The 17,631-nt window shown below is 60.8% G+C and carries 12 protein-coding genes, 1 tRNA gene and 1 pseudogene; 7 read left to right on the top strand and 7 right to left on the bottom strand.

Annotation, left to right across the window (positions count from 1 at the left end):
- Positions 1-172: 172 nt before the first annotated feature.
- Positions 173-2,575 carry a penicillin-binding protein 1A gene (locus tag BVH74_RS06695; RefSeq protein WP_080049312.1) on the top strand — a complete coding sequence of 801 codons (2,403 nt, stop codon included), beginning with the start codon at positions 173-175 and terminating at the stop codon, positions 2,573-2,575.
- Here the strand turns inward: BVH74_RS06695 and BVH74_RS06690 are convergent.
- Entirely contained in the window at positions 2,572-3,489 is a 918-nt protein-coding gene (locus tag BVH74_RS06690; protein ID WP_080049311.1) for a LysR family transcriptional regulator, read from the bottom strand. The two genes, BVH74_RS06695 and BVH74_RS06690, sit on opposite strands and share 4 nt — an antisense overlap.
- A 169-nt stretch (positions 3,490-3,658) precedes the next feature.
- Here BVH74_RS06690 and BVH74_RS06685 point away from each other — a divergent pair, with 169 nt between their 5' ends.
- Both BVH74_RS06685 and BVH74_RS06680 read left to right on the top strand, forming a co-directional pair.
- Positions 3,659-5,350, top strand: a complete 1,692-nt coding sequence (locus tag BVH74_RS06685; protein ID WP_080049310.1) for an AMP-binding protein — start codon at positions 3,659-3,661, stop codon at positions 5,348-5,350.
- Positions 5,350-8,634: a carboxyl transferase domain-containing protein gene (locus tag BVH74_RS06680; protein ID WP_080049309.1), complete on the top strand. Its 3,285-nt coding sequence runs from the start codon at positions 5,350-5,352 to the stop codon at positions 8,632-8,634. Before BVH74_RS06685 ends, BVH74_RS06680 begins: the two co-directional genes overlap by 1 nt.
- Before the next feature lie 6 nt (positions 8,635-8,640).
- Here BVH74_RS06680 and BVH74_RS06675 read toward each other — a convergent pair.
- From BVH74_RS06675 to BVH74_RS06665, 3 genes and pseudogenes are all read right to left on the bottom strand, one after another.
- Positions 8,641-8,995, bottom strand: a pseudogene (locus BVH74_RS06675) (cytochrome ubiquinol oxidase subunit I); the annotation flags it as partial.
- Between the two features lie 223 nt (positions 8,996-9,218).
- The gene (locus BVH74_RS06670; protein WP_080049308.1) at positions 9,219-9,941 is read right to left on the bottom strand and encodes an LrgB family protein; all 723 of its coding nucleotides are present in this window, start codon (positions 9,939-9,941) and stop codon (positions 9,219-9,221) included.
- The gene (locus BVH74_RS06665; protein WP_080049307.1) at positions 9,938-10,294 is read right to left on the bottom strand and encodes a CidA/LrgA family protein; all 357 of its coding nucleotides are present in this window, start codon (positions 10,292-10,294) and stop codon (positions 9,938-9,940) included. The genes BVH74_RS06670 and BVH74_RS06665 overlap by 4 nt, the downstream gene beginning before the upstream one ends.
- Before the next feature lie 174 nt (positions 10,295-10,468).
- On the opposite strand from BVH74_RS06665, the gene BVH74_RS06660 reads away from it, so the two are divergent.
- Positions 10,469-11,245 carry an outer membrane protein OmpK gene (locus tag BVH74_RS06660; RefSeq protein ID WP_080049306.1) on the top strand — a complete coding sequence of 259 codons (777 nt, stop codon included), beginning with the start codon at positions 10,469-10,471 and terminating at the stop codon, positions 11,243-11,245.
- A gap of 59 nt (positions 11,246-11,304) precedes the next feature.
- On the opposite strand, the gene BVH74_RS06655 is transcribed toward BVH74_RS06660, so the two are convergent.
- Both BVH74_RS06655 and BVH74_RS06650 read right to left on the bottom strand, forming a co-directional pair.
- The gene (locus tag BVH74_RS06655) at positions 11,305-12,447 is read right to left on the bottom strand and encodes an acyl-CoA dehydrogenase family protein (RefSeq protein ID WP_080049305.1); all 1,143 of its coding nucleotides are present in this window, start codon (positions 12,445-12,447) and stop codon (positions 11,305-11,307) included.
- 20 nt (positions 12,448-12,467) lie between these two features.
- Positions 12,468-13,646, bottom strand: a complete 1,179-nt coding sequence (locus BVH74_RS06650) for an acyl-CoA dehydrogenase family protein (RefSeq protein ID WP_080049304.1) — start codon at positions 13,644-13,646, stop codon at positions 12,468-12,470.
- Positions 13,647-13,923: 277 nt separating this feature from the next.
- Here BVH74_RS06650 and BVH74_RS06645 point away from each other — a divergent pair, with 277 nt between their 5' ends.
- Positions 13,924-15,552 carry a methyl-accepting chemotaxis protein gene (locus BVH74_RS06645; RefSeq protein WP_177344516.1) on the top strand — a complete coding sequence of 543 codons (1,629 nt, stop codon included), beginning with the start codon at positions 13,924-13,926 and terminating at the stop codon, positions 15,550-15,552.
- Positions 15,553-15,554: 2 nt separating this feature from the next.
- Here the strand turns inward: BVH74_RS06645 and BVH74_RS06640 are convergent.
- Positions 15,555-15,630 (bottom strand) — tRNA-Thr (locus BVH74_RS06640).
- A gap of 130 nt (positions 15,631-15,760) precedes the next feature.
- Between BVH74_RS06640 and BVH74_RS06635 the strand changes: the two genes are divergently transcribed.
- Together BVH74_RS06635 and BVH74_RS06630 are read left to right on the top strand one after the other, a co-directional pair.
- Positions 15,761-16,639 (top strand): carboxylate/amino acid/amine transporter, encoded by an 879-nt coding sequence (locus tag BVH74_RS06635; protein ID WP_080049303.1) that lies wholly within the window; start codon positions 15,761-15,763, stop codon positions 16,637-16,639.
- 143 nt (positions 16,640-16,782) lie between these two features.
- The gene (locus BVH74_RS06630; protein ID WP_080049302.1) at positions 16,783-17,625 is read left to right on the top strand and encodes an acyl-CoA thioesterase family protein; all 843 of its coding nucleotides are present in this window, start codon (positions 16,783-16,785) and stop codon (positions 17,623-17,625) included.
- Positions 17,626-17,631 lie beyond the last annotated feature (6 nt).

Below are 17,631 nucleotides of genomic sequence, written 5' to 3'. Positions count from 1 at the left end.
CAGCATCCGACACTTACGGACGGTTTATGTTTTACTACATTAAATAACAGTCCTTTAACAAGCGCAAATGGCGTAAACAAAAAAAATGCGCTTATAATGCAGACTGTTAACCCGTTCTCATCCAGCCCGATTGCTAACCATTTCATCTATCAGGGAATTTAATATTCCTCTTATGCGCTTTCTGAAATTTTTATTCTGGTCCCTGATCGCCTTGCTGAGTGCCCCAATCCTGGGACTGAGCGGGGTAGCTCTGTATCTTAGCCCCGCACTTCCCGATGTTGAAACACTCCGCGAGCTCGAATTGCAAACTCCTTTGCGGATATATAGCACAGATCACAAATTGATAGCCGAATTCGGCGAGATGCGTCGTTTCCCGGTCAACTTCGACCAGGTCCCCAGCGATTTCATCAACGCCCTGCTGGCCGCAGAGGACGACAACTTCCTCAACCACCATGGCGTCGATCCCAAAGGCCTGCTGCGCGCCGCCACCGAACTGGCTCAAAGCGGCCAGATTCAGACTGGTGGCAGCACTATTACCATGCAGGTGGCGAAGAACTACTTCCTCACCAGCGAGCGGGTATTCTCCCGTAAACTCAATGAAATCCTGTTGGCACTGCAAATCGAACGCAATCTCAGCAAGCAGGAAATCTTCGAGCTTTATATCAACAAGATCTATCTGGGCAACCGCGCCTACGGGGTAGAAGCTGCCGCCCAAGTCTATTACGGCAAATCCATCAATGAATTGCCGCTGGCTGACCTGGCCATGATCGCCGGCCTGCCCAAGGCTCCGTCACGCTTCAACCCACTGATCAACCCCGAGCGCGCCAAGATTCGCCGCGACTGGATTTTGCAGCGCATGCTCAATCTCGGACACATTGATCAGGTCGCCTATCAGGAAGCGGTCACTAGCCCGATTCGGGCGCGCAATCATGGCGCCAACCCGGAAATGGAAGCACCCTACGTTGCCGAGATGGCTCGCCTGGAAATGATTGAGCGCTACGGCGAGCGAGCCTATACCGACGGTTTCCACGTCTACACCAGCGTTTCCAGCGAACTGCAGAGCTATGCCAATCGTGCCCTGCGTGAAGGCTTGATCGAATACGATCAACGCCATGGCTACCGCGGCCCGGAAGACCGCCACCCGGATGCAGACCCAGCCAACTGGCAGACCATTCTGGCACCCTATCGAGCGCTGGGCGGCCTGCTGCCAGCCTTGGTGACCCAGGTTGACGAAGAACAGGTCGAGATCCGCCTGCGCAATGGCAATACCGGCACCATTGCCTGGGAAGCCATGCGCTGGGCCCGTCCCTATCTCAACGCCAACAGCATGGGCCCCACCCCACGCCGCCCTGCCGACGTACTAAAACCCGGCGACGTGATACGTGTTATCGCCAACGAAGATGGCGGCTATCGGCTGAGCCAGGTACCCAGCGCCCAAGCGGCATTGGTGGTGGTGTCACCGCAAGACGGCAGCATTCAGGCTCTGGTCGGCGGCTTTTCGTTCCTGCAAAGTAACTACAACCGCGCAACCCAGGCCCGGCGCCAACCCGGCTCCAGCTTCAAGCCGTTCCTCTACAGCGCCGCTCTGGATCATGGCTACACCCCGGCCACTATCGTCAATGACGCCCCTCTGGTGTTCGTCGACGATTATATGAACTCGGTCTGGCGACCGCAGAACTCCGGGGGCGATTTCCTCGGCCCAATCCGTTTGCGTGAAGCGCTGTACCGCTCGCGTAACCTGGTATCCATCCGCCTGATGCAGGAAATCGGCGTCGATGAGTCGCTGACCTACATTGAGCGTTTCGGCTTCCCCCGCTCCGATCTGCCGCGCAATCTGTCGGCCTCACTTGGTACACCGGAGCTGACCCCGCTGCAGATCGCCCAGGGTTATGCGGTCATCGCCAATGGCGGCTACAAGGTCGACCCCTGGTTGATCGAGCGGATCGAGGATCGCCACGGCCAGATCATCGACTTTGCCAAGCCTGTAGTGACTCCCGAGGCGCTGGCCGCTCATCTTGAGCGGATTCAACGCTACACCAGCGCCCCCCTGGCTCTGGTCGAAGAACCGAACACTGTGTTGCTGGCCGAGCAGACCGTAGACCCGCGTACTACTTACCTGTTGACCAGCATGCTCAAGGACGTGATCACCCGCGGTACGGCCGCTCGCGCCCGCGCCTTGCAACGACCAGATCTGGCCGGCAAGACCGGCACCACCAACGAGCAGAAAGACGCCTGGTTTGCCGGCTACAACGGCGATTACGCTTCAGCGGTCTGGGTCGGGTTTGACCAGCCGTCCACTCTTGGCCGTCGTGAATTCGGTGGCACTGCGGCCTTGCCGATCTGGATGCGCTTCATGGCGGCAGCACTGGACGGCAAGCCGGAACACAGCCAACCAGTTCCTCAAGGCGTGCTTAGCGTGCGTATCGATCCGCTGACTGGCCGAGCCGCCCGACCGGGCAGCAATGGCGCATTTCTGGAAGTGTTCAAGGAAGAGGACGCTCCGCCACCTTGGGACGAGCTGGATAGCGGTGCCTATCCGGTCAGTGACAGCATGGCGCCCCTGGAGCTTTTCTAGGGCCTACCGGCAATCCGGCTGACCTGCTGGCGCAGCCAAAGGTTGGCCGGATCATGCTCGGCGTGCTCATGCCAGTACAGATTCAGGCCAATCGAAGGCAACGGCAAAGGCAATGTCAGCAGTTGGTTGCCCAATGGCCGACCAACCAGCTCGGCGTGCCGGCGCGACATAGTCAGTAGCAGATCGCTTTGGGCGACCACCAGACAGGCGGCCTGATAGTTCTGGCAGCGCTGGACCACCTGGCGTACCAACCCCAGATGCCCTAGCGCCAAATCCTCGAAGCTCAACCCTCGTCGCCAGGATGCCACCGCAATGTGTTCCGCCGCCAGATAGCGCTCAGCACTCAGCTCGCCCGAAAAACCCGGCGCCGCCACCACACACAGCGGCTCTTCCAGCAGCTTGGTCTGACGCAGAAAGGCATCGGTAGGCCGGGCAATCTGCACCGCCAGATCGACCCGTCCAGCCGCCAGTTCCAAAGCCAGTTCACTCCAGCGCACCCCGGCAGTACGCACCCGACAATACGGCGCCACTTTGCGCAGATGTACCAGCAGACTGGGCAACAACACGGGCTCCAGTTGCTCGGGCAGGTTCAGGGTAAAGATACGCTGATCACGGGCCGGGTCGAACTGCTGCAATCGTCCGACACTTTGCTGCAAGCGCTCCAAGCTGTCGAGGATGCCCGGCGCCAGCCGTGTTGCCAGCGTCGTCGGCACGACACCCCGCCCTTGCCGCACGAACAACGGGTCAGCGAACTGCTCGCGCAACCGGGACAGGGCATGACTGACTGCCGACTGACTGACATGCAGGACCGCCGCCGCCCGGGTCAAACTGCGCTCGCGATAGATCACCTCGAAGGTACGGAACAGATTGAGGTCCATCCGCCCCAATGATGGCCCGGCATTCTTTTCATTCATGGGAAAACTCGGCAATTGGTGAACCTAGCCATGAATCTAGCTGGCCTCAGCCAAATCATGAAGCACATTCATGATTCCGAATGAATAATCATCGCTTTCAGTGCTACGCCAGCCTGCCTACTCTTGCACCAGGGTACACACCATATAACAACAGCAGAGGGATCCCGGCATGAACGAACAGGCGTATCTGGAACAACTCGCGCACCTGCAACAGCAGGCCTGGCCTAACGGCCATGCGCGCGAACCTGAATACCCGCTGGGGCGCCAGCCGCTGACCGAATACCTGCGGCACTGGGGCCGCACCAGTCCGGACAAGCCGGCGGTGCAGTTCTATGGCTACAGTCTGAGTTATGCCGAGCTGGACGAGCAATCCGACCGTTTCGCTACTCTGCTGCACGCCCAGGGTATTCAGCCCGGTGAACGGGTCGCGGTATTCATGCCCAACTGCCCGCAGTTCCACATTGTGTTCTACGGCATACTCAAGGCCGGTGCCATTCACGCCCCGGTCAGCCCGATGGCCATGCCGATGGAACTGGGCTACCAGCTCAAGGACTGCGGTGCCAGCGTGATCGTCTGCTTCGACCAACTGCTGCCGGTGGTGCGCCAGGCCCGCGAAGGCACCGATCTGCGCCTTGTAATCAGCACCAGTCTGTCCGAACTGTGCCCAGCCGAGCCACCGATTCCGGTGCCGGACCTGCTGCGTGCGCCCAAGCTGGAAGTGAGCGACAGCATCGACCTGCTGCCGGCACTGGCCGTCACAAAACCACGTCGCGATTGGCCGACACCAGCTCTGGATGATGTCGCCGCACTCAACTACACCGGCGGCACCACCGGCCTGCCCAAGGGTTGCATCCACACCCACGGCGACATGCTCTATACCTGCGCCAGCTTCCTGCCCGCGGCACTGGGACTGGACAGTCAGCGCGTCAGCCTGAATTTCATGCCCGAGTTCTGGATCGCCGGCGAAAACGCCGGGCTGCTGTTCCCGGTATTCGGCGGTACCACGCTGGTGCTGCTGGCGCGTTGGGACGCTCTGGCGTTCATGAGCGCGATTCAGCATTACCGGGTCAATCACACCGGCCTGTTGGTCGATAGCGCCGCCGAGGTGCTGGATCACCCGCAGGTACAGACATTCGATTTCAGCTCGCTGAGCGTCACCAGTTGCGTGTCCTTTATCAAGAAACTGACTCCGGAATACCGCCGCCGCTGGCACCAGCTGACCGGCTGCACCTTGTTTGAAACCAGCTTCGGCATGACCGAAACCCATACCTGCGACACCTTCACCGCCGGCCTGCAGGACGACGACTTCGACCTTAAATCCGCGCCCACCTTCGTCGGCCTTCCGGTACCAGGCACCGAGTTCAAGGTCTGCAGTTTCGAAACCGGCGAACTACTGCCGCTGGGCGAGGAAGGCGAACTGTGCCTGCGCAGTCCCTCACTGCTCAAAGGTTACTGGAACAAACCCGAGGCCAGCGCTGAAGCGCTCAAGGATGGCTGGCTGCATACCGGCGACAGCGGCGTGATTACCGAACAGGGCTTTATCCGCTACCTGGGTCGACGCAAGGAAATGCTCAAGGTCAACGGGATGAGCGTCTTCCCCAGTGAGCTGGAAGCCATGCTTGGCCAGCATCCGCAACTGCTGGCTTCGGCGGTGATCGGTCGCCCGGATGATAAAAAAGGCGAAGTACCCGTGGCCTTTGTGGTGGCCAAGCCCGGTAGCGGGCTGGATGTCGAGAGCCTGATGAACTGGTGCAAACAGGCCATGGCCGTTTACAAGATCCCGGAAATCCGTTTGGTCGAGTCACTGCCAATGACCGCGACCGGCAAGGTCAAGAAAAACGAACTCAAGGACTGGCTCTGATGCCCATCACCAAACTGCTGATCGCCAACCGCGGCGAAATTGCCATCCGCCTGGCCCGCGCCGCCGCCGAACTGGATATCCCCAGCATCGCCGTGTATGCCGAGGACGATGCCGCCTCGTTGCACCGGCACAAGGCCGATCAGGCCATCGCCCTCAGGGGCCGGGGGGCCAGTGCCTACCTGGATGGCGAGCAATTGATCGCCATCGCCCGTGAGCAGGGCTGCGACACTATCCACCCCGGTTACGGTTTTCTCAGTGAAAACGCTGCCTTCGCCGCCCAGTGCGACAGTGCCGGTATCCGCTTTGTTGGCCCCAGCGCCGAGGTGCTCAAACGTTTTGGTGACAAGGCCAGCGCCCGCGCTCTGGCACTGGAACTGGGTATCCCACTGGTGCAGGGCACCAATGAACCAACCTCGCTGGAGCAGGCCCGCGCCTTTATGCAGCAATTGGGGCCCGGCGCTGCGGTGATGCTCAAGGCACTGGCCGGTGGTGGTGGCCGAGGCATGCGCGCGGTGCTTGAACCGGCCGAACTGGACGAGGCCTACGCCCGCTGCCAATCCGAGGCCACGGCTGCCTTTGGCAGTGGCGAGCTGTATATCGAACGACTGATCCGCCGCGCCCGACATATCGAAGTGCAGATCATTGGCGATGGCCGCGAGGTCGCGCATGTCTGGGAGCGCGACTGCACCCTGCAACGACGCAACCAGAAGCTGCTGGAAATCGCCCCGGCACCGGGGCTGGACCCAGCGATCCGCGAACAGCTGTTGCAGGCCGCGCTGACCCTCACTGGCGCGGTCGGCTATCGCGGCCTGTGTACCGTCGAATTCCTGCTTGATGAAGACAGCGGCGACTTCGTCTTCATGGAAGCCAACCCGCGTATCCAGGTCGAGCACACGGTCACCGAAGCGGTCACCGGACTGGATCTGGCGCAGACTCAGCTGCGCCTGGCCGCTGGCGCAACACTGGCCGAACTGGGGCTGACCCAGGACCGGATACCCGCACCGCGCGGCTACGCCGTGCAGTTGCGGATCAATCTGGAAAGCATGGCCAGCGACGGCAGCGCCCGTCCAGCCGGTGGCACCCTAAGCGCCTATGAACCGCCGAGCGGTGCTGGTATCCGCGTCGATGGCTACGGCTACAGCGGCTATACCACCAGCCCCAGCTTTGACTCGCTGCTGGCCAAGCTGATCGTGCAGGCCGCTGCCGACTACCCGCAAGTGCTCAAGCGCGCCTACCGCGCTCTGTGCGAATTCCGTCTGGAAGGTGTGGCCAGCAACCTGCATTTTCTGCAGAACCTGCTGCAGCATCCGGCAGTGCAGGCCAATCAGGTCAGCACCGGCTTTATCGAAGCCGAAGCGGCAAGCTTGGTCGGCGCAGGCAGTCAGGCTCATCCGCATTTGTATGCCAAGGGCCAGTCAACCAGCCAGACCCAGCGCCAAACCGATATCGATGCCCCGGCCGGCACTGAACCACTGAACACCCCGGTACAGGGCGTACTGGTCAGCCTGGATGTGCAGGTCGGCGACGCCGTCGCCGCTGGCCAGCAGGTAGCGGTAATGGAAGCGATGAAGATGGAGTTCGTGGTCAAGGCCAGCCAAAGCGGTATTGTTCGGGCGTTGGCAGTCGCACCCGGCGACAACCTGTTCGAAGGCAGCCCCCTGCTGTTTCTCGAGCCCGCCGAGGTCAGCGCCGAAGGTATAGTGACCGAGGAAAGTATTGATCTGGAACATATCCGTGCCGACCTGCGCGAGGTGCTCGAGCGTCAGGCCGAGCTGACCGATACCCGTCGCCCAGATGCGGTGGCCAAACGGCGCAAGACCGGCCAGCGCACCGCCCGCGAAAACCTGGCTGATCTGCTGGATGATGGCAGTTTTATGGAATACGGCGGCTTTGCCCTGGCCGCCCAACGCACCCGCCGCACACACGAGGAATTGCTCAAGCTGAGCCCGGCCGACGGTCTGATTGCCGGCATCGGCACCGTCAATGCCGCGCAGTTTGGCGCGGAAAAGGCCCGTTGCATGGCCATGAGTTACGACTACACGGTATTCGCCGGCACCCAGGGCGTGACCAACCACAAGAAAACCGACCGCATGCTTGAGCTGGCCGAGCAATGGCGCCTGCCCTTGGTGTTCTTTACCGAAGGCGGCGGCGGACGCCCCGGCGACATCGACAAGGTTGGCGTAGCGGGACTCGACTGCACCACCTTTATGCGCATGGCCCGGCTCAGCGGTCAGGTGCCGCTGGTTGGCGTGGTCTCCGGACGCTGCTTTGCCGGTAACGCCGCGCTGCTCGGCTGCTGTGACGTGATCATCGCCACCGAGAACGCGACCATCGGCATGGCCGGCCCGGCGATGATCGAAGGTGGCGGGCTGGGCCGCTTTACACCGGAACAGGTTGGCCCGACCAGTATGCAGAGCCCCAACGGGGTGATCGACGTACTGGTCAAAGATGAAGCCGAAGCTACCCGGGTGGCCAAGCAGTACCTGAGTTACTTCCAGGGCGACCTGCCCGGCGGCGGGTGTGCCGACCAGCGCTTGCTGCGTCACCTGATTCCGGAGAACCGCCTGCGCGTCTACGACATCCGTGAGGTGATCGAAACCCTGGCCGATTCCGGCTCGGTGCTGGAACTGCGCCGGCAGTTCGCCCCCGGCCTGATCACCGCGCTGATCCGCATCAACGGCAAGGCCTTCGGCCTGATCGCCAATAACCCCATGCATCTGGGCGGCGCCATCGATGCGGTGGCCGGCGACAAGGCCGCACGCTTCATGCAGTTGTGTCAGGCCCATGGCCTGCCGATGGTTTCGCTGTGCGACACCCCCGGCTTCATGGTCGGCCCGGACGCCGAACAACAGGCCACGGTGCGCCATGTCTCGCGGATGTTCGTCACCGCCGCCAGCCTGACGATTCCGTTCTTCACCGTGGTACTGCGCAAGGGCTACGGCCTTGGCGCTCAGGCCATGGCCGCTGGCAGTTTCCATGCGCCGATGTTCACCATCGGCTGGCCGAGCAGCGAGTTTGGTGCCATGGGCCTTGAGGGTGCAGTGCGCCTGGGTTATGCCAAGGAGCTGGCGGCGCTTGAGAATCCCGCCGAACAGCAAGCACTGTTCGATAAACTGGTGGCCGAGCTGTATCAGCGCGGCAAGGGGCTGAGCATGGCCAGCTTCCTTGAGATTGACGCGGTGATCGACCCCTTGGAGACCCGCGACTGGCTCCTGCGCGGACTCAGCTCGGCACCGCCGGAGTCACTCGAGCGTGGCCTGCGGCCGTTCATCGACACCTGGTGACAGATCCAGCACCATCAGCCAGGTGACCGCCAGGTGCTTGACCTTGCTCATGCGGTCCCAGCCAAAGAAGAACAGGCCGAACAGAGTGGATTCGAGAAAGAACACGATTAGCGCTTCAATCGCCAGCGGCGCACCGAAGATATCGCCAACATAGTGCGAGCAGTACGACCAGTTGATGCCGAACTGGAAACTCCATCGCCAGGCCGGTGGTGCCCCCGGGCAAAGTTGATAACGAACAGCTTACCCCAGAATTTGGTCATGTCGCGATAAAGGGTCTTGCTGGCATCACATAGACCGACTCCATAATCGCCAGAATGAAAGCCAGCCCCAGGGTCAAAGGAACGAACAGCAAGTGCACCATCGCCGTAAAGGCGAATTGCAGGCGCAAGAGTTCAACAATACCAATCTGCTTACTCCGGTGAAAGAGACGGTCGGGACAGCATAAAAAGTGTCCCACCAAGCCACCCTAAGCGGTATATGGCAAATTGACGCAAATCAAATTCGCCGCTTCCAATCCTCCGGAGTCCCCAGATCCATGGCATTGCACCCCATCAGCGCCGTTCAAGCACGCTCCGGGACAACCCTCAGAGCATAGCCCACAACGCCACCCCGAGCGGCAGCAACAACGCAGTGGCCATCCCCATCAGGCTCATGGCCAGGGCCGAGAAGGCACCGGTTTCCTCGCCCTCCTCCAGTGCACGTGAAGTCCCTACCGCATGGGCGATCATTCCCAGCGCCATGCCCCGCGCGGCCGGATGGCTAATGCCGCAGACTTGCAACAGCCAGGGGCCAAACACCGCCCCCAGCACCCCGGTGAACATTACAAAGACCGCCGCCAACGCCGCTACACCACCAATCTGCTCGGCCACCAGCATGGCAATCGGCGAGGTTACCGACTTAGGCGCCAAGGTCATGAGGATCATGTTGTCGGCCCCCAGCAGCCAGGCGATCAACAAGGTGCTGACGGTGGCGAACAGCCCACCGAAGGCCAGGGTCAGGAGCACCGGCCAGAAGAACTGGCGGATGCGCCGCAGATTCAGATACAGAGGAATCGCCAAGGCCACCGTGGCCGGACCAAGCAGAATCAGCAGCGGCATTACCGCTGCGCGGTAACCGGCAAAATCCACGTCCAGACTCCACAGCACCGCAACTACGATCGGCACCGACACCAGCACTGGATGGAAGATCGCCAGCCGGCTCTTCTCATACAATGCCAGCCCCAATTGATAGGCCCCCAGGGTCACCCCGAGCCAGAACAGCGGGTGCCCGACTACCGCCTGCCAGGCCAGTTGCCATGAACCGCTCATGAACGCCCCCGCTGCTGACGCTGGATCAGCCGCTGCATCAGCCAGCCGCACAGCGGCAGACTAAGGATGAAAGACAGCCCCAGCGTTATCGCAATCGCCCAGGCATCAGCAGCGATCTCGGCGCCATAGGCCATGACCCCGACTGCCGGCGGCACCAGAATCAGCGGCAGGTACTTGAGCAAGCCGCTGGCAGCCAGATCCAGTGAATCGCTGACTCCACCGCGCACGCAGAGATACACCACCAGCAGCGCCATCCCGATGATCGGGCCGGGCAAAAAAGGCAAAAACAGGGCATTCAGCCCCGTACCCAAAAGCTGAAACAGGATCAGCCAGGTCAGTCCGCGAAGCAGCATTAGTCAGAATCCGGCAAGCTAGACACCCCGAAAGGTTAAACACTGAACCTCCTCGTGCCTAGTGGTATCGCATCAGACCCTGTGCAATCTGGCGTTTTGCTTTTACCATGCGCGCCGGGCGCCAAACCGCGCCACCGCCAACCCCCCAAAGAATGCATACCGGAGCAGTATCACATGCCACGTTTCGTCACCGCCGCCCTGGGCGCCTGCGCTCTGCTGACCAGCGCCAGTGCCCTGGCCTACCCTCTGCAATGGCAGAACAACAGCCTGACCTATCTGTACGGAACGGATTTCCAGGTCGACCCCAAGACCCAGCAAACCGTCACCTTCGAGCATGTCAGCGGCTGGAATTTCGGTGACCTGTTCTTCTTCATCGACAGCATCCATTACAACGGCGACAAAAACGCCCGGGGAGACAACAGCAGTTACTACGGCGAGTTCTCTCCACGCCTGTCGTTCGGCAAGCTCAGTGGCCAGGATCTCAGCGTTGGCCCAATCAAGGACGTGCTGCTGGCCGCCACCTACGAATTCGGCCGTGGCGATCTGCACAACTACCTGCTCGGTCCTGGCTTTGACCTCGACATCCCCGGCTTCGATTACTTTCAGCTCAACACCTATTACCGCCGCGCCGATACTCCGGACGGTGGTCGTGGTGTCTGGCAGATCACGCCGGTGTGGGCCTACACCGTGCCGGCCGGGCGTTCCGACATTCTGATCGATGGCTTCATCGACTGGGTGGTCGACAACGACAGTCGCAGTGGCTACCACGCCAACTTCAAGTTCAACCCGCAGATCAAGTATGACCTCGGCAAGGCCATGAGCTGGGCCGAGAAGCAGTTGTACGTGGGTATCGAGTACGACTACTGGAAGAACAAGTACGGCATCAAGGACAGCAGCGCCTTCAAGACCGACCAGAGCGCGACCAACCTGATCGTCAAGGTGCACTTCTGAGTCATCGGTACTGACACGACAAGGCCGGGCATTGCCCGGCCTTGTCGCATCTGTACAACTCAGTAGCCGCGCAGGCTGGCAAACCGGTTGGCGTGGTAACGGTAGTCACCGAACAGTTGTTGGACCAGGCGTGCACGCTTGATGAACAGGCCGATATCGAACTCATCGGTCATGCCCATACCGCCGTGCAACTGCACTCCCTCGTTGGTCGCCAGTTCGGCCACCTCGCAGGCCTTGGCCTTGGCCAGACTGACCCACTGCGGCGCCTCAGGGTCCGACGCATCCAGCGCCTGCAAAGCCTTGAGCACCGCCGACTTGACCAGTTCGATCTCGCTGAACAGATGCGCGCAGCGATGCTGCAAGGCCTGGAACGAGCCCAGCGTAACGCCAAACTGCTTGCGCTCCTGCAAATAGGCCACACTGCGACTGAACACTTCTTCGGCTATCCCCAGCAGCTCGGCAGCCAGTTGCGCGTTGCCAACATCCAGTACCCACTCCAGTACCGCAGCGGCTTCCCCCTCGACACCCAGCAGCGCTTCGGCCGGCAGGGTGACATTATCGAAGCTGACCAGAGCAGCATTGCGTGAATCGGCCATGATGGTGCGCTCGACACTGACACCCGGCGCCGCACGTTCGACCAGCAACAGACTGATACCCTCGCGGGCGGACTCTTCACCACTGCTGCGCGCCGACACAATCAGCCAGTCGGCAACGTGGCCGTCAACCACACACAGCTTGCGCCCATTCAGACGGTAACCCTCGCCGTCGCGACTGAGCCGGGTAGCGACCCGCCAGGGCGCGTGGCGCGGGCTTTCATCAATCGCCAGCGCGGTCAGCAGTCGGCCCTCGGCAATCGCGGGCAGCAGCTCAGTCTGCTGCGCCTGGGAGCCGCCCAGCAACAGGCTGCTGACGCCAAGCACTGCGGTCGACAACAGTGGCGAAGCGCTCAGGTTATGCCCGCACTGCAGACTGATCTGACCCATGCCGACATGGCCGAACTGCGTACCACCGAAAGCTTCAGGCACCAGAGTGCCGCTGAAGCCCATTTCCACCATCTGCTGCCACAGCTCACGGGAAAACCCCGTTTCGTCGCGCGTATCACGCAGGGCGCGCAACTGGCTGACCGGCGCCTGTTCCGCCAGAAAACCTTTGGCGGCATCCTTGAGCATTGCTTGTTCTTCATTGAGTACCAGAGCGCTCATGCACATTTCCTCGATTCGGTTCATTGCAGCCCGAGAATGTTGCGGGCGATAACGTTGAGCTGGATTTCCGAAGTGCCGCCCTCGATCGAGTTGCCCTTGGAGCGTAGCCAGGTGCGCGGCATGGCACCCTCATTACTGGCCTCGCCTTCCCAGACCATGGCCTGACTGCCATGCAGGGCAATGTTCAGTTCCTGGCGACGCTTGTTCAGTTCGGTGCCGTAGTACTTGAGCATCGCCGAGGCAGCACCCACGCCCTGCCCGGCCTTGGCCTCATCAAGCACACGCTCGCTGGTCAGGGCAAAGGCCGCGGCGTCGATGTCCCAACGACTGATTTCACTGCGCAGATAACCGTCGGCCAGCTTGCCGTCCTCCAGCCCAATGGCCTCGACGGCGATCTGCGGCAGGGTCTTCTGCCCGGCGGCAGTACGACCCATACCGCCGATCATTTCGCGCTCATGGGTCAGCAGGTATTTAGCGATGGTCCAGCCAGCGTTGATCTCGCCAACCACCTGATCCTTGTCCACCCGCACGTTGTCGAGAAAGGTCTCACAGAACGGCGAGCTGCCGGAGATCAGTTTGATTGGCCGGGTGCTGACACCAGGAGTGGTCATGTCGAACAGCACCAGACTGATGCCCAACTGTTTCTTGGCCTCGGTATTGGTGCGCACCAGGCAGAACATCCAGTCAGCCTTGTCGGCATAGGAGGTCCAGATCTTCTGGCCGTTGACGATGAAGTGATCACCGTGATCCTCGGCACGGGTCTGCAGCCCGGCCAGGTCGGAGCCGGCGCCCGGCTCACTGTAGCCCTGACACCAGCGGATCTCACCACGAATGATCGGCGGCAGATGCTGACGCTTGAGCTCCTCGGAACCGAACTTGAGGATCGCCGGGCCGATCATCCACACGCCAAAACTGGACAGCGGCGCGCGTGCCTTGATGCGGGCCATTTCTTCCTGCAGAACCTTGGTCTCGGCCCGGCTCAACCCGCCGCCACCATACTCGCGCGGCCAGTCAGGCGCGGTCCAGCCACGCGCGGCCATGCGTTCGAGCCAGAGTTTCTGGTCCTCACTCTGAAACTGGAAGTTGCGCCCGCCCCAACAGGCGTCGGCATCGCTGGTTACCGGGGCGCGCATACTCTGCGGGCAGTTGTCCTCCAGCCAGGCGCGGGTTTGCTGACGAAATGCATCCAGATCGGTCACAGCAGGAACTCCTACGTTGAAAATAAAAATACTGGACAGACGGTAACGCTTGTACAAGCAGCGTAGCACGAACTTGATTCACGGAATGGCAGCCCATCAGTCTGACCAATGAAAACCCCATGTAAACCATACAGAGACAGGCCGGCAACCAAGGCATCAGCTTGATAGCAAGCTTTACTTTGCGACCAATAAGTTGTACAAGAGTCAAACATCGTACAACTTTTGTATAATATTCTAGCGCACACCCCTGCGCACCCCGTACCGCAAGGATTCCTACATGTTCTCGCAACTTTCCATGGCCCAGCGCCTGGGCCTGGGTTTCGGCCTGCTGCTCTCACTGCTGATCCTCACCACCCTGATCGGCATTCAACGCGTTGGCATGATCGACCGCACCCTGACTGATGTTGGTGAAGGCGCCACCATCAAACAGCGCATGGCGATCAACTTTCGCGGCAGCGTGCACGACCGCGCAATTGCCCTGCGCGATTTAGTGCTGAGCGAGGATGCAGGTCAGCAAGCAGGCTTCCTGCGGGATATCGAGCGCTTGCAAAAGTTCTACGATGAGGCTCGCCACGGCATGCAAACTGTGTTTGCCAACACCCCTAGCAGCGAACAGGAGCGGCGTCTACTAAGCGACATCGAACATATCGAGCAACGGGCACTGGACTACTCGGACCAGCTCGTCAAACTGCGCGGCGACGCCGCCCGCCAGATGCTGCTGAAGCAGGTCTCACCGGCCTATAGCACCTGGCTGCAACTCATCAATGCCTTTATTGATCACCAGGAAGCGCTGATAAGCGCGGATGTGGCCCGCGTGCGTGCCACTGCGGGCGGTTTTGCCACACTGATGCTAGTGATCAGCTCGCTGGCAGTGCTGGTCAGCCTTGTGGTCTCACTACTATTGATCCGCCACCTGCGCTCAACCCTGGGCGCGGAGCCGCACGAAGTCGCAGCCGTCATCCAGCGCCTGGCCGAAGGTGAATTAGAGCAGGCCATTCATACCCGCCACCCTGACAGCGTGATGGCCGCGGTCGGCGATACCGTGCAGCGACTAGCACAGACTCTGCGCGATGTCAGCAACGTGGCTGGTGAGCTGCGGGAGTCATCGGCTCAGTTGCGCGAAACCGCCAGCAACAACAATCGTCAGATCCGCCTGCAGTCCAGCGAAGCTGAACAGATGGCCACGGCGGTGAACCAGATGGCCGCCACCGTCAGTGAAGTTGCCGGCTATGCCAGTCAGGCCGCCGCCGCCACGCGCAACGCTGATGCCGAAGTTGAAACCGGAAATCTGCGCGTCAGCCGCACGGCCAGCGCGGTGCAGAGTCTGGCCAACACCCTAGAAACCGCTGCCGACACAGTGCAACAACTGTCGCGCGACAGTGCAAGCATTGAAACCATTATCGAGGTGATCAACGCTATCGCCGAGCAGACGAACCTGCTGGCATTGAATGCCGCCATCGAAGCGGCACGCGCCGGTGAGCATGGCCGTGGATTTGCCGTAGTGGCCGACGAGGTGCGCTCGCTGGCCAACCGCACCCAGGCCTCGACGCGCGAGATCCAGCAGATGATTACCACCCTACAGGATGGCGCTGCAAATGCCGTTGAGGTGATGCAGACCAGCCGTGAACTGGCGCAGGATACTGTGCAGCAGGTACATGAAGCCGAAGCCGCGCTGACACGTATCCGCCAGGAAGTCGGTGCCATCAATGATATGAACGCACAGATCGCCAGTGCCGCCGAGCAGCAAAGCGTTGTGGCTGAAGAGGTCAACCAGAACATCACCCGCATCCACAATGCCACAGTGGAAACCTCAGCCGGCTCCGATCAGGTGACCGCCTCGAGCCGGGAACTGGCCGAATTGGCCGAACGACTGCGAGCTCAGGTGAAGTTTTTCCGCTGGGCTTAGGTTGGTGCCGGAGACAGGAGTTGAACCTGCGACCCCATCATTACGAATGACGTGCTCTACCAGCTGAGCTACTCCGGCTAGGCTAACAAAAAACGCCACTGGACTGACGATATTTTAGTAATGCACTTACAGGGCTCATGCAAGCACAACTGGTGAGCCTACCAAACTCAGCGATATACTGCGCGCCCCTGCTTTACTGACAACTGCCATGCCCAGCCTGATTGCCGTTACCCTGCTATGGGCCCTATCGTTCAGTTTGATCGGCGAGTACCTCGCGGGCCAGGTCGACAGCTACTTTGCCGTACTTACCCGCGTCGTGCTCGCCAGTCTGCTGTTTCTACCATTACTGCGGCCACGGCAACTGCCGCTCGGACTGATGGCCGGTGTACTGCTGGTTGGCGCCCTGCAGTTCGGGGTTACCTATATCGGCCTGTATCTGTCGTTCAATTACATCAGCGTGCCGGAAGTGCTGCTGTTCACTATCTTCACCCCGCTGTATGTGGCGCTGGTCGACAATGCCCTGCGCCGCCGCTTCAGCAGCGGCCCGCTGGTAGCCACGCTGATCGCAGTGCTCGGTGCCGGAATCATCCGCTATGACGGCATCAGCGACAGTTTCATCACCGGCTTTGTGATTCTGCAACTGGCCAACCTGACTTTTGCTGCCGGGCAGGTCGGCTATGCCCATCTGATTCGCCACTACCGGATCGATGTGCGCCAGCAGTGGCAAGGTTTCGGCTTTTTCTTCATCGGCGCGTTGCTGGTGGTGTTGCCCGCCTGGCTGCTACTTGGCAACCCGGACAAACTGCCCAGCAGCGGCCTGCACTGGGGCGTGCTGGCCTGGTTGGGGCTGGTCGCCTCCGGGCTCGGGTTCTTCTTCTGGAACCGTGGTGCCACTCAGGTCGATGCCGGTACTCTGGGTATCATGAACAACGCCCTGGTACCGGCCGGGCTACTGGTCAATCTGCTGATCTGGAACCGTGACGCCGACCTGCTGCGTCTGGCCATTGGCGGCGCGATAATCGCCTTATCACTCTGGGTCAACGCCCGCTGGCCGGCCTGGAGCTCGCTCTCCGACAAAAGAACCTGACCATACTGACGGCCTTATCTGGCTCTCGAAATGACAGCCTATCCATCTAGTTCATAGTTGCGCCGCAGCGGTTGCAGCCTGCCACTCAGAACGCCATGCTGTAGCCAGAACAACGTACAAGCAGCCCAGGATTGCCCGCCATCATGTCCCAAGATTTTCTGTTCCAATGCACTCTTTCTCCGCGTTACACCGACCTGGACACCTGGCGCCACGTCAACAACACCCGGCTTTACCACTTCCATCAGGAAGCACGCTTGCGCGCCCACCTGGAACTGTTCGGACCCGATGCCTGGTTCTCCGACCAGGTCCGCCTGCGCCCGTTGCGTAGCGTCACCAATTACCAGCAAGTGACCTGGTATGGCAGTGACGTGCAGGCCGAGGTCAGTGTTCTGAGCTGCGATACCGAGCAATACCGGGTCCGTAGTGAACTGTTCCAGAATGGTCAGCGGGTCGGCGTACAGGACTGTGTCATGGGCGCACTGGCTCAGGGGCAATGGGTAGAACTGCCCGACTATATTCGCACCGGTCTGTTGCCAGCCGTCAGCGGCGAGGTTGCGGCATTACCCGACGACAGCTTCCGCCAGCAGTTGGCGCACGCGCACAACTTCGCGGTACGTCAGCAAGTCACCCCGCGTTATGCCGATCTCGATGCCGATAGTCAGCGCAGCGAAGCGGCTCTGGCCCGCTATATGGAGCAGGCCCGCTTTGGCGCCATTCGCAGCCTCGACCTGCAGGGTCTGGGCGTACTGGTCGCCTCCACCGATATCTGCTTCGACAACTACCAGCCCGGTTGGCATGCAGTGGAACTGGCGGCCGGCATCAACCGTATTGGCAACAGCTCGTTCTGCTTCACCGGTTGTGCCCTGCACAAGGACCAGGTCCAGGCTGCCGCCAATAGCGTCATGGTGCTGATTGATCCGGCCAACAACCGCCCCATTGCATTGCCGCCAGCGGTGCGAGAACAGCTGGAAGCTCTGCGCGTCTAGCCAGCG

Origin of the sequence: Halopseudomonas phragmitis (genome assembly GCF_002056295.1) — a bacterium.
In the GTDB taxonomy this organism is placed as follows: domain Bacteria; phylum Pseudomonadota; class Gammaproteobacteria; order Pseudomonadales; family Pseudomonadaceae; genus Halopseudomonas; species Halopseudomonas phragmitis.
Note: the sequence above shows the minus strand (reverse complement) of the source record. Positions and strands in the feature narration are given on the sequence as shown.